The organism is Streptomyces sp. NPDC034670 (assembly GCF_055574875.1).
This window is the reverse complement of the sequence record NZ_JBVITR010000049.1, coordinates 46,321-58,516: the sequence shown is the minus strand read 5'-3', so window position 1 is coordinate 58,516 and position 12,196 is coordinate 46,321. Positions and strand designations below refer to the sequence as shown.

Genomic DNA, 12,196 nt, shown 5'->3' with positions numbered 1-12,196 from the left:
GCTCGTGGTACTCGTCCTCGGAGACCTCCTCGCGCGAGCGCGCCCACAGCGCCTTCATCGAGTTCAGCGTCTCGGGTTCGGCCGGCCCGCCGTCCCCGCCCCGCTCGCCGACGAGCCGGACGGGCCAGGTGATGAAGTCCGAGTAGCGCTTGACGATCTCCTTGATCTTCCACACCGAGGTGTAGTCGTGGAGCTGGTTGTCGGGGTCGGCCGGCTTCAGGTGCAGCGTGACCGAGGTGCCCCGCGGCGCGCCGTCGACCCGCTCCAGCGTGTACGTGCCCTCGCCGCGCGACGACCAGCGGGTGCCCTGCGCCTGGCCCGCGCGCCGGGTCAGCAGCGTGACCTCGTCCGCCACCATGAAGGCGGAGTAGAAGCCGACGCCGAACTGGCCGATCAGCCCCTCCGCGCCGGCCGCGTCCTTGGCCTCGCGCAGCTCCCGCAGGAACTCGGCGGTACCCGAGTTGGCGATCGTGCCGATGAGCTGCCCGACCTCGTCGTACGACATCCCGATGCCGTTGTCCCGCACGGTGAGCGTACGGGCGTCCCGGTCGATCTCGAGCTCGATGTGCAGGTCGGAGACGTCGGCGTCGAGCGAGTCGTCCCGCAGCGCGGCCAGGCGCAGCTTGTCGAGCGCGTCGGAGGCGTTCGAGACGAGTTCACGCAGGAAGACGTCCTTGTTCGAGTAGACCGAGTGGATCATCAGCTGGAGCAGCTGACGGGCCTCTACCTGGAACTCAAACGTTTCGGTCGGCATGGTTCGCGAGTACCTCACTGAGTCACGGATCACCGGAGACTGGCGCGGCAACTGTAATCAAGCACGGCGTCACCGGGGGCCGGGACCGCTCACCGCCGCGTCCAGGAGGGGGCCGAGCTCGCGGGACACCGCGGTCAGGGCGCGGACGTCCCGCTCGGCGCGGGCCACGAGGATCGCCCCCTCCAGGGAACTGATCATGAGTGTGGCCAGCGGCTCGGCGCGTTCCTCGGGCACGCCCATGCCGGCCAGCGCCCGGGCCACCGCACCGGTCCACCGGCTGAAGGCGGCGGAGGCGGCCTCGCGCGTCGACGCGGTGGAGCCGGCGCGGTCCACGGTGGCGGCGGCGACGGGACAGCCGCCGCCGAAGCCGGCGGTCTCGTACTCGTCGGTCCACTGGCGGACCATCCGCGCGAACAGCGCGCCGGGCGTGGGTTCGTCGAGTGCCGCCAGGAACCGGTCGACGCGCCGGGCCGCGTACCGGCCCGCCCAGTCCACCGCCTCGTTGACGAGCTGCTCCTTGCCGCCGGGGAAGTAGTGCTGGAGCGACCCGCGCGGTGCCCGCGCGTGCGCGGCCACCTCCCGCATCCCCGTGGCGGCGACCCCGCCGCGCCGGATGAGCTGGGCCGCGCCGAAGACCATCCGCTCCCGCGGCCCCCGTCCGGATCCCGTCATCCCGACCTCCCGCCACCGGATCCTTCCTCCCGCGACTCTATGACGGCCGTCATGACGGCCGCTACTATGACAGCCGTCATAGGAAGGGACGCGGCGTCCCGCCCCGCGCGGCCGCGGCGTCCACGAGAGCGGCGGCGCCCCGACCGCGGCGCCGGCCGGGAACGGCGGTGCACCGTGAGCGTCGGCTTCATCGGACTCGGGGTCATGGGCCGGCCCATGGCGCTCAACCTCGCCCGCGCCGGCACGCCCCTCGTCGTCTGGAACCGCACCGCCGCCCGGTGCGCACCGCTGCGCGACGCCGGAGCGGAGGTCGCCCGCAGCCCCGCGGAGGTCTTCGAGCGGGCCGCCACCGTGATGCTCATGCTGGCCGACGAGGCGGCGGTCGACTCGGTGCTCGGGCGCGGCACCCCGCGGTTCGCCGCCCGCGTCGCCGGACGCACCGTCGTCCACATGGGCACCACCTCGCCGGAGTACTCGGCCGGCCTGGAGGCCGAGGTCCGCGCCGCGGGCGGCGCGTACGCGGAGGTCCCCGTCTCCGGCTCGCGGATCCCCGCCGAGCAGGGGCGGCTGGTCGCGATGCTGGCGGGTGACGCCCCCGCCGTGGCGGCCGTGCGGCCGCTGCTGGCCCCCCTGTGCCACGAGGCGTTCGACTGCGGCCCGGTCCCGAACGCCCTGCTGATGAAGCTCTCGGTGAACCTGTTCCTGATCACCCAGGTCACCGGCCTGACCGAGGCGTTCCACTTCGCCGACCGGCACGGGCTCGACCGCCGCCGCTTCCTCGACGTCCTGGACGCGGGCCCGATGGCCAGCGCCGTCTCGCGGATGAAGGCCCCCAAGCTGCTCGCCCGCGACTTCGCCGTCCAGGCCGCGGCCGCGGACGTGCTCAAGAACAACCGCCTGATCGCCCGGGCCGCCCGCAGGGCCGGCCTGGCCTCCCCGCTCCTCGACGCCTGCCACGCCCTCTTCGACGAGACCGTGGCCCGGGGGCACGGGGGCGAGGACATGGTGGCCGTGCTGCGCGCGCTGGAGGCCAGGACGGACGACGCCCACGACGGTGCCCCGGCGGACGAGGGCCCCTGAGGGCCGGCCGGACCAGGGCGGACGGCCGGTTCGCCCGCCCGGCGTGCGAGCATGGGGCGGGTGAACATCCTCCGCAGGAACAACGTCCGCGTCACCGGCCGCGCCACCGGCCGCACGATCGTCCTGGCGCACGGCTTCGGCTGCGACCAGAACATGTGGCGCCTGGTCGAGCCGGCCCTGGCCGAGAACCACCGGGTGGTGCTCTTCGACTACGTGGGGGCCGGCCGCTCCGACCTGTCGGCCTGGCGGGAGGAGCGCTACCGCACACTCGACGGCTACGCCCGCGACGTGGTGGAGGTGTGCGAGGCACTGGACCTGCGGGACGCCGTCCTCGTCGGCCACTCCGTGAGCGCGATGGTCGGCGTGCTGGCCCACGCCGCGGCCCCGGAGCGGATCGGCTCCCTGGTCATGGTCTGCCCGTCCCCGTACTACATCGACGAGGACGGCTACCGCGGCGGCTTCAGCGCGCAGGACATCGACGAACTCCTGGAGGCGCTGGAGTCGAACTACCTGGGCTGGTCGGCGACCATGGCCCCCGTCATCATGGGCAACCCGGACCGGCCCGAACTGGGCGAGGAGCTCACCAACAGCTTCTGCGCGACCGACCCCGAGATAGCCCGGGTCTTCGCGCGCACGACCTTCCTGTCCGACAGCCGCGAGGACCTGGGGAAGGTGAGCGCGCCCACCCTGGTCCTGGAGTGCGAGCAGGACGTCATCGCACCCCGGGAGGTCGGCGCGTACGTCCACTCCGCGATCCCCGGCAGCCGGCTGGTGACCCTCGCCGCCACCGGCCACTGCCCCCAGCTCAGCGCCCCGGAAGCCACCGCCTCGGCGATCTCCGCCTTCCTGTCGGACCTCGGCTGATGAGCAGGGGGACGGGTGGCTCCGACCGCGGCGGAGGCGTACCCGGTACCGACGCGGCCTTCAGCGCGCTGCTGGAGGACTCCGCCGAGGACCTGTACGAGTCGGCGCCGTGCGGCTACCTGTCCACGCTGATGGACGGCACCATCGCCAAGGTCAACGCGACATTGCTCGGCTGGCTCGGCCTGTCCCGCGACGAGGTCGTGGGCCGGATGCGCTTCAGCGACCTGCTCACCGTCGGCGGCAAGCTCTACCACGAGACCCACTTCGCCCCGCTGCTGCGCATGCAGGGACACCTCGGCGGCATCGCCCTGGAGATGAGGACCGCGGCGGGCTCCCGGCTGCCGGTGCTGGTCACCTCGACGGTCAAGACGAGCGACGGCGGCGAACCCCTGCTGATCAGGACCACCGTCTTCGACGCCACCGACCGGCGCGCCTACGAGGAGGAGCTGCTGCGCGCCCGCCGCGCGGCCGACGAGGCCCGCCGCCAGGCCGAGGCCGACCGCGAGCTGCTGCGCGAGGCGCTGGCCGTGCTCCAGCGCAGCCTGCTGCCGGCCGTCCTGCCCGACATCCCCGGCGTGGAGGCCGCCTGCTACTACCACACCGCCTCCCCGACCCGGCTGGGCGGCGACTTCTACGACCTGTTCCCGCTCGGCGGCGACCGGTTCGCCTTCTTCCTCGGCGACGTCTGCGGCAAGGGGCCGCAGGCCGCCGCGCTCACCTCCCTCACCCGCTACACCCTGCGCACCGCCGCGCTCCACGACCCCGACCCCGCCGCCAACCTGGACGTCCTCAACAGCGTCCTGCTGGAGCGGTACGCCGGTGACGACCCGCGGTACTGCACCGCCGTGGCCGGGGTGCTGGAGCGGGAGGGGGACACGGCGCACGTCCACCTGGCCTCCGGCGGCCACCCGCCCGCGCTGGTCCTGCGCGGGGACGGCCGGGTGGAGCACCTCTCCACCCTGGGCGGCATGCTGGTCGGCGTGCTGCCCGCGGCGCGGTTCGTCCCGGTCCGCACCACCCTGCACCCGGGCGACACCCTGCTGCTCTACACCGACGGCCTCACCGAGGCCCGTACCGGCGACGACCGCGAGCTCTACGGCGACGAGGCCCTGGAGTCCTTCGCCGCCGGCCTCGCCCCCGCCCGCCCCCGCCGTGTGGTCGACGCCCTGACGCGTCTGCTGCACGGCTTCGGCGACGGACTGGACGACGACACCGCCCTGCTCGCCCTCGGTCTCCCCGCCCGCACCGACACCGGATCCAGAACACCAGAATGAAGTCCTTGACGATCACCGCGTCGCACGTTCCCGCCGGCCTCGCCCTCGAGGTCGCTGGCGACCTCGACTACACCAACGCACAGGACCTGCGCCGCGCCGCGCAGGGCAGCGACCTTCCGCCCGGGCTGCTGCTGGTGGTGGACCTGGGCGGGCTGGAGTTCTGCGACTCGAGCGGCATCACCGCGCTGATCGCCGCGCGCAACCACGTCGTCGCGGCCGGGGCCGGCATGGTCCTGGTGGCCGTGCCCGCCAACACGAGACGGCTGCTGCACATGACCGGCCTGGACCAGGTGTTCGACATCCGCGACGAGGCGCCCTCGCTCCCCGGCCGCTGAGGACGGCCCCGCGGCCGGCACCCCCGCCCACGGCGGACCGCCGCCGGCCCGCCCGGCGGCGCCACCCGCCGCGAGAACCCCGGCCCGCCTCATCGGCGCATCCGCCGGGACGTGATCCGCAGGCGTGCGAGCGGCGCATTCGGGGCACCCGGGACACGCCGGCCCCCCACCGGGGGACCGAAGACCGGCGGGGACGGCGCACGACAACGGGCAAGGGGACGAGTGGTGACCGTACGTATCGGGGCAGAGGAAGAATTCCACGTGCTGGACGTGGAGAGCGGCCGGCTCGTGCCACGCGCCGACGTGCTGCTCGACCGGCTGGACAGAGCCGGGTTCACGCGTGAACTGCAGCAGTCGGTGGTGGAGAGCAACAGCCGGGTGCACGACACCCTCGACGACCTCCACGCGGACCTGTCCGGAGCCCGGCGGGGACTCGCCGCGGCCGCCTCCTCCGCCGGACTGGCGGTGGTGGCCGCGGGCACCGTCCCGCTGGCCCGCGTCACCCCGAGGGACGTCACCGCGGACCCCCGTTACCGGCGCATGGCCGACGACTACCGCCGGGTCGCCGACGAGCAGCTCATCTGCAGCGCGCAGATCCACGTCGACGTACCGGACCGGGACACCGCCGTGCGCGCCATGTGCCCGGTGTCCCCCTGGCTGCCGCCGCTGCTGGCGCTGTCCGCCAGCTCCCCGTTCTGGCTCGGGTCCGACACCGGCTACGCCAGCTGGCGCACCATGCTGTGGCAGCGCTGGCCGACCGCGGGCCCCGTCGGCTGCTACGGGAGCGCCGCCGCCTACGACACCGCCGTGCGGGAGCTGATCGGCTCGGGCGTCATCAGCGACGCCGGGATGCTCTACCACGACGTCCGGCCGTCGGCCCACCAGCGCACGCTGGAGCTGCGCGTCTGCGACGCCTCCCCCCGCGTCGAGACCGTGGTCCTGGTCGCCGGGCTCTTCCGCGCGCTGGTGCGCGACGCCCTCGACCGCCTGGAGCGCGGAACGGCCCCCCGCTGTGACGGACACCACGAATGGCTGCGCGCCGCCACCTGGCGCGCGGCGCGCTCGGGCCTCGAAGGGGAGCTCGTCGACCCGGCGACCCGCCGCGCCGCCCCGGCCCCCGTCGTCCTGCGCGGCATGCTCGACCGGCTGCGCCCGGCCCTGGAGGCCTCCGGCGACTGGGACACCGTGCGCACGCTGCTCGAGGAGGCCCTCGCCGCCGGGAGCGCGGCGCACCGGATGCGCCGGACGGCACAGGACAAGGGCCTGCTCGCGGGCATCGACCTGATGGCCGCCGAGACCCGCGGCAGCCGCCCCGCCCACCGCGCCTCCGGCCCCCGTCTCCGGCGCCCCGCCGTCGCCCGCACGGCCCGCGCCCACGCGCGCACGCCCGCGGCGCCGGGCCCGACCGGCTGATCCGGCCCCGCCGCGCATCGTTCTTCCCCCACGCGTACGCGCAGCCGTACGCACGCCCGACCAAGGAGAGTGCCACACCGTCATGTCCCGTACCCACGCATCCCCCGCGTCCTCGGAACAGGCCCAGGACCCGCTGCCGGCCGGGGACGGACCCCGCCCGGCCCCCGGCCGGACCCCCGCACCGGCGGACGGACACCGGCTCCCGGGCTGCGTGCGACCACCCCGCGCGAGCGCGGGTGCCGGGGGAAGGAGGACCCTCTGATGTGCGGAATCAGCGGGGAGCTGCGCCTGGACGGCGGCCGGCCGGACATCGCGGCGGTGGAACGCATGACCGACCGGCTCGCACCGCGCGGCCCCGACGGACGCGGCCTGTGGGCCCAGGGACCGGTCGCCCTCGGACACCGCCGACTGAAGATCATCGACCTGTCGGACAGCGGCGCCCAGCCCATGGCCGACCCGCGCGGCCGGATCGCCGGGGTCTTCAACGGCTGCGTCTACAACTACCGCGAGCTGCGCGACGAACTGCACGCGCTCGGCCACCGCTTCTTCTCGGAGTCCGACACCGAGGTGGTGCTCAAGGCCTACCAGCAGTGGGGCACCGCGTGCGTCGAGCACTTCCACGGCATGTTCGCCTTCGTGATCGTCGAGCAGGACACCGGACGCGTCGTACTGGCCCGCGACCGGCTCGGCATCAAGCCGCTGTACCTGTCCCGGACGGCCGAGCGCCTGAGGTTCGCCTCCTCCCTGCCCGCCCTGCTCGCGGCCGGCGGCGTCGACACCTCGCTGGACCCGGTCGCCCTGCACCAGTACCTCAGCTGGCACGCCACCGTCGCCGCGCCCCGCACGGTCCTCAACGGCGTGCGCAAGCTGCCCCCGGCCACCGTGCGGGTCGTCGAACCCGACGGCAGCCACCACGACCACCGCTACTGGCAGCCCTCCTACACCCGCCGCCCCGAGCACGCCGGCCTGAGCGCCGACGACTGGACGGACGCGGTGCTGGACGCCCTGCGCACCGCCGTGCGCCGCCGCATGGTCGCCGACGTGCCTGTCGGCGTGCTGCTCTCCGGCGGCCTCGACTCCAGCCTCATCGTGGCGCTCCTGGCCGACGAGGGACAGCACGACCTCGCCACCTTCAGCGTCGGCTTCGAGTCCGAGGGCGACGAGGAGGGCGACGAGTTCCACTACTCCGACCTCGTGGCCCGCCACTTCGACACCCGCCACCACCAGCTCATGGTCCCCTCCGACCGGGTCGCCGGCGCCCTGGACGGGGCGGTCCGGGCGATGAGCGAACCCATGATGAGCCATGACGTGGTGGCCTTCCACCTGCTGTCCGAGCAGGTGGCCAAGGAGGTCAAGGTCGTCCAGAGCGGCCAGGGCGCCGACGAGGTCTTCGCCGGCTACCACTGGTACCCGGCAATGGCGGGCGTGCCGCGCGAGCGGGCCGCCGAGGCGTACATCGACGCCTACTTCGACCGCTCGCACGCCGACCTCGCCCGGATGCTCCGCCCCGACCTGCTGCCCGGCCGCGACGCCTCCGCCGAGTTCGTCCGCGCGCACATGGCGGCCGACGGCGCCGAGACGGCGCTCGACGCCGACCTCCGCCTCGACACGCACGTGATGATGGTCGACGACCCGGTCAAACGGGTCGACAACATGACGATGGACTGGGGCCTGGAGGCCCGGGTGCCGTTCCTCGACCACGAACTGGTCGAACTGGCCGCCGCCTGCCCGCCGGAGCTGAAGCTCGCCGACGGGGGCAAGGGCGTCCTGAAGGCCGCCGGCCGCAGGGTCCTGCCGCGTCAGGTGGTCGACCGGCCGAAGGGCTACTTCCCGGTCCCGGCCATCAAGCACATGGCCGGTCCCGTCCTGGCACGGGTCCGCGAGGCCCTCACCGCCCCCGAGGCCAGGGACCGCGGCGTCTTCCGGGAGGAGTACGTCGCCGAACTGCTCGCCGACCCCAACGCGCACCGCACCAGGCGAGGGGCGAACGCGCTGTGGCAGATTGCGTTGCTGGAGATATGGCTGCAGACGCACGACATCCGCTGACGGACGCGGGGCCGGCCGCGGCGACCGCCGCGGCCGCCGCCCCGGACGGCGCCGGCGTCTCGCGCACCCCGTGGCCGGGGACCGACGGCGGATCCCCGGCCGCCCACCACGCACCGGAGGCCCTGCTCCTCGCGGACACCTCGGCCCCGTACGGCGCACCGCCCACCGGAACCGTGCACGGCTGCTGGTACCCCTCGGTGGACCCCGGCGGCCGGCAGGTCGCCTTCGTCTGCGACCGGGCCGGGGTGCCGCAGCTGTGGACGGGCCCCGTGGACGGCGAGGAGGTGCGCCTGCTCGACGCCGACCCGGACCCGGTCGTCGAGGTCTCCTGGTCCCCGGACGGCCGCTGGATCGCCTACACCACCGCTCCGGGCGGCGGCGAGCTCACCCGCGTCCTGTGCGTGCGCCCGGACGGCACCGGCCGGCACCTGCTGGCCGGCGGCGAGCCCGGTACGTCCGCGCTCCTGGGCTGCTGGCAGCACGACGGGTCGGCGGTCGCGGTGACGGTCACCGACCCCGTCCCGCCACGCCCCGCGCACGCCGGCCCGGCGGCGGCGCCGGAGCTGTCGGAGGTACCCGGCCACGGCCACCGCGACGGCCGCGCCGTCCTGCTGGACCCCCCGCCCGGGCACCCGGCCGGACGGGGCCTCGCGGACGGGATGGCGACCGTCCAGGAACCGGAACCGCGGACGCTCTCCGCGTACCTGGTGGACCCCGAGGGGGTCGGCGCGCCCGTGCTGCTCGCGAGCGAACGCGGCGCGTCCACCCTGCGCGTGTGCGACCTCAGCCGGGACGGCCGGCTCGCCCTCCTCTACCGGGGGCCGCGAGGACGCCGGGAGGCCCTCGTCGTCCGCACCCGCGACCGGACGGTGACCGGGGCGTTCCCGGTCGCCGACGGCGACCCGTGGATCGGCGGGTTCTCCCCGGACGCGGGGCTGCTGTGGCTGCGCAGCGACGACGGCCGGGAGCACGCCGCCCTGGTCGCCGCCCGCCTGGACCCGCGGGGCCGTCCGCTCGGCACGACGGTGGCGGCCCGGCGCCCGGACTGCGGCCTGGAACTGCTCGCGCTGGGCCGCGACGCGCGGCGCGCGGTGCTGGCGTGGAACGTGCGCGGGGTGAGCGAGGTGGAGACGGTCGACCTGTCCGGGACCGCCCCCGCCCCGGCCGGCGCCGCGCGGACCGTCGCGCTGCCCCACGAGGTGGTCACGCGCATCGCGCCCACCGCCGATCCCGACGCCCCCGTCGTGGCGCTGTCCGGGTCCCGGCGGTACCCCGGCGTGTGGTGGCTGCCCCACGGGCTGCCGTTGCGTACGCCGTGGTCCTCGCGCGACGCGGACGACGGGCCCGCGGCCCCGGCGGTCCGCGCGCCCGTCCGGCCGGTGCCCATGAGTCCCGTGGCCCGTGACGGGCTCACCCTCGGCGGCTGGTACTACCGGGCGCCGGGCCGCTCACCGGGGGAGCCGGCGCCGTGCGTCCTGCACCTGCACGGCGGACCGGAGGAACAGGAGCGCCCGGTGCTCGACCCGCTCTACCTCGAACTGCTCGGCAGGGGACTGGACGTCTTCGCCCCCGACGTCCGGGGCTCCTCCGGGTACGGCCGCTCCTTCGTCGACGCGGACCTGGGCGCGGGGCGCTTCGACGCGATCAACGACGTCGAGGACTGCGCGGCGCACGCGGTCGTGGAGGGCCTGGCCGACCCCCGGCGGCTGGCCGTGATGGGCCGTTCGTACGGCGGCTACCTGTCGATGGCGTCCCTGGTGTGGCACCCGGACCTGTTCCGCACGGGCGTCGCGGTCTGCGGCATGTCGGACTTCGCCACCTTCTTCGCCGGGACCGAGCCGTGGATCGCCCAGTCCGCCGCCCACAAGTACGGGCACCCGGACCGTGATCGCGACCTGCTGCGCGCACTGTCCCCGATGAGCCGCATCGAGGCGCTGCGCGCCCCGGTCCTGGCCGTCCACGGCGAGCACGACACCAATGTGCCCCCGGGCGAGTCCGAGCAGTTCGTCCGGGCCGCCAGGGAGCGCGGGGTGGAGGCGGAACTCCTCCTCCTGCGTCACGAGGGCCACGACTTCCGCCGTGCCGACAACCGCCGGCTGTTCCGCCGGACCGTGGCCGACTGGATGGAACGCCACCTGCTGGACCGGAGCGGCGGGAGGGTCTGACGCCCGGCCGGCCGCCTCGGCGGCCGGCCGGGCGTCCGCGCAGGTCACAGGGGTCGGGCGGGGCGCGGGAGGTGCCCGGCGCCCGTCGGGGCCCCGGCCGCGCGAAGCGGTGCCGCAGGCACCTGTCACACTTCTGGGGCGTGTGGGGGAGCGACGCGGGTAGGCGCGCGAGTGTGACGGGTGAGTGAGGCGGACCGGATGGAACCAGTTCCTGTCGACGAGGAGGAAGCGGCGCCGGGCGCACCGCGGCTGAGGGCTTCCTACGCCCTCGACGACGGCGGCGCGTGGATAGCGCGGGCCCGCCTGCTCGCCACGGAGTTCCTGACGCGGGCGCGGGCGGAGGACCGCCTGCCGGTGTCGACCCGCGCCGTGGAGGTCACCCAGCTCGTGGTCAGCGAGCTGGTCACCAACGCCCGCAAGTACGCGCCCGGCCCCGTCCGGCTGGACCTGCGCGTCCTCGGCGACGTCCTGGAGGTGATCGTCCGGGACGGCAGCCCCGTGCTGCCGGTGCCCCGGGCCGCGGACCCGGGCCGTGTCGGCCAGCACGGACTGGAGATCGTGACGGCCGTCGCCCAGGCGCTGGAGGTGCGGCAGGAGCCGTCCGGCAAGCGCGTCACGGCCCGGATCGCCCTGCGCGACGCCCCGGCGGCCGGTTAGGGCCTTTCGTTCGGACCGGGCCGGACTCGCGGGGCCCGGCCCGAGTCAAACGAAAGGCCCTGGCGGCGGGAGCGGGACGCGGACCGGGCGTACCGGTCGAAACGGACCCGGACGTACTCCTCCCGCCGCCGGCCGGCACTCCTCGGCCCGCCCGCGCGGATTCCGGACGGGCGGTCCGGAACAATCACGTGCGCGGCGGAGTTGTCGCTGCTGAACGAGGCCGACGGCGCGCACGGCGCCGGCCGGGCGGACCGGCCGGAGATGCGGCAGAAGGGCGAGACGAGATGACGAGGACCGAGGAGAAGGCGCTGCTCGCGGGCGGCTGCTTCTGGGGCATGCAGGAACTGATCCGCACGTTCCCGGGCGTCCTGACCACGCGGGTGGGGTACAGCGGCGGCGACGTGCCCGACGCCACCTACCGCAACCACGGCACGCACGCCGAGTCGATCGAGATCACCTACGACCCCGCGGTCACCGACTACCGCACGATCCTGGAGTACTTCTTCCAGATCCACGACCCGACCACGAAGAACCGCCAGGGCAACGACATCGGCCTGAGCTACCGCTCCGCCATCTTCTACCTCGACGACGAGCAGAAGCGCATCGCCGAGGAGACGATCGCCGACGTCGACGCGTCGGGGCTGTGGCCGGGGCCCGTGGTGACCGAGGTGGCCCCGGCCGGACCGTTCTGGGAGGCCGAGCCGGAGCACCAGGACTACCTGCAGCGCTACCCGGACGGCTACACCTGCCACTTCGTACGCCCCGGCTGGCGCCTGCCGAAGCGCGCGGAGTCCTGAGCCGGGACCCCGCCGCGGAGCAATGGAAGGAGGGGCGGGGGGGCGGGGGGGGGGGGGGCCCCCCTCCACCGGGGGGGGGGAGCGCCCCCCCCCGACCGCCCGGTAGGGAGGGGGGGGGGGGGCGTGGGGGTGGGAGGGT

General features: G+C 75.0%; 11 protein-coding genes. 9 read left to right on the top strand and 2 right to left on the bottom strand.

Annotated features, from left to right (window positions below; genetic code table 11):
- Together ACZ56B_RS26535 and ACZ56B_RS26530 are read right to left on the bottom strand one after the other, a co-directional pair.
- On the bottom strand, positions 1 to 754 hold a 754-nt coding region (locus ACZ56B_RS26535), incomplete at its 3' end, for an ATP-binding protein (protein WP_468795640.1).
- Positions 755 to 823: 69 nt separating this feature from the next.
- Positions 824 to 1,426 carry a TetR/AcrR family transcriptional regulator gene (locus ACZ56B_RS26530; protein WP_468795637.1) on the bottom strand — a complete coding sequence of 201 codons (603 nt, stop codon included), beginning with the start codon at positions 1,424 to 1,426 and terminating at the stop codon, positions 824 to 826.
- Positions 1,427 to 1,600: 174 nt separating this feature from the next.
- Here ACZ56B_RS26530 and ACZ56B_RS26525 point away from each other — a divergent pair, with 174 nt between their 5' ends.
- The 9 genes from ACZ56B_RS26525 to msrA all read left to right on the top strand — a co-directional run bounded on the left by ACZ56B_RS26525 (position 1,601) and on the right by msrA (position 12,057).
- Positions 1,601 to 2,506, top strand: coding sequence for an NAD(P)-dependent oxidoreductase (locus ACZ56B_RS26525; RefSeq protein ID WP_468795634.1), 906 nt, complete (start codon positions 1,601 to 1,603; stop codon positions 2,504 to 2,506).
- Positions 2,507 to 2,566: 60 nt separating this feature from the next.
- The gene (locus ACZ56B_RS26520) at positions 2,567 to 3,370 is read left to right on the top strand and encodes an alpha/beta fold hydrolase (protein WP_468795631.1); all 804 of its coding nucleotides are present in this window, start codon (positions 2,567 to 2,569) and stop codon (positions 3,368 to 3,370) included.
- A complete protein-coding gene (locus tag ACZ56B_RS26515; RefSeq protein ID WP_468795628.1) occupies positions 3,370 to 4,644 on the top strand; it encodes a PP2C family protein-serine/threonine phosphatase in 1,275 nt (424 codons plus the stop codon). The genes ACZ56B_RS26520 and ACZ56B_RS26515 overlap by 1 nt, the downstream gene beginning before the upstream one ends.
- Complete coding sequence (locus ACZ56B_RS26510) at positions 4,641 to 4,979, top strand: STAS domain-containing protein (protein WP_468795625.1); 339 nt, start codon at positions 4,641 to 4,643, stop codon at positions 4,977 to 4,979. The genes ACZ56B_RS26515 and ACZ56B_RS26510 overlap by 4 nt, the downstream gene beginning before the upstream one ends.
- A 225-nt stretch (positions 4,980 to 5,204) precedes the next feature.
- Positions 5,205 to 6,392 carry a carboxylate-amine ligase gene (locus tag ACZ56B_RS26505; protein ID WP_468795622.1) on the top strand — a complete coding sequence of 396 codons (1,188 nt, stop codon included), beginning with the start codon at positions 5,205 to 5,207 and terminating at the stop codon, positions 6,390 to 6,392.
- Between the two features lie 261 nt (positions 6,393 to 6,653).
- Complete coding sequence (locus ACZ56B_RS26500; RefSeq protein ID WP_468795619.1) at positions 6,654 to 8,438, top strand: N-acetylglutaminylglutamine amidotransferase; 1,785 nt, start codon at positions 6,654 to 6,656, stop codon at positions 8,436 to 8,438.
- Positions 8,411 to 10,603, top strand: a complete 2,193-nt coding sequence (locus ACZ56B_RS26495; RefSeq protein WP_468795616.1) for a S9 family peptidase — start codon at positions 8,411 to 8,413, stop codon at positions 10,601 to 10,603. The genes ACZ56B_RS26500 and ACZ56B_RS26495 overlap by 28 nt, the downstream gene beginning before the upstream one ends.
- Before the next feature lie 198 nt (positions 10,604 to 10,801).
- Positions 10,802 to 11,260, top strand: coding sequence for an ATP-binding protein (locus ACZ56B_RS26490; RefSeq protein ID WP_468795613.1), 459 nt, complete (start codon positions 10,802 to 10,804; stop codon positions 11,258 to 11,260).
- A 284-nt stretch (positions 11,261 to 11,544) separates the two neighbouring features.
- Positions 11,545 to 12,057, top strand: coding sequence for a peptide-methionine (S)-S-oxide reductase MsrA (msrA, locus tag ACZ56B_RS26485; RefSeq protein WP_468795610.1), 513 nt, complete (start codon positions 11,545 to 11,547; stop codon positions 12,055 to 12,057).
- Positions 12,058 to 12,196 lie beyond the last annotated feature (139 nt).

Bases quoted from the DNA above. Each gene is read 5' to 3' on its own strand.
- ACZ56B_RS26530 (WP_468795637.1), bottom strand. From the start codon at position 1,426: ATGACGGGATCCGGACGGGGGCCGCGGGAGCGGATGGTCTTCGGCGCG.
- ACZ56B_RS26515 (WP_468795628.1), top strand. From the start codon at position 3,370: ATGAGCAGGGGGACGGGTGGCTCCGACCGCGGCGGAGGCGTACCCGGT.
- ACZ56B_RS26510 (WP_468795625.1), top strand. From the start codon at position 4,641: ATGAAGTCCTTGACGATCACCGCGTCGCACGTTCCCGCCGGCCTCGCC.
- ACZ56B_RS26500 (WP_468795619.1), top strand. From the start codon at position 6,654: ATGTGCGGAATCAGCGGGGAGCTGCGCCTGGACGGCGGCCGGCCGGAC.
- ACZ56B_RS26495 (WP_468795616.1), top strand. From the start codon at position 8,411: ATGGCTGCAGACGCACGACATCCGCTGACGGACGCGGGGCCGGCCGCG.
- ACZ56B_RS26490 (WP_468795613.1), top strand. From the start codon at position 10,802: ATGGAACCAGTTCCTGTCGACGAGGAGGAAGCGGCGCCGGGCGCACCG.
- msrA (WP_468795610.1), top strand. From the start codon at position 11,545: ATGACGAGGACCGAGGAGAAGGCGCTGCTCGCGGGCGGCTGCTTCTGG.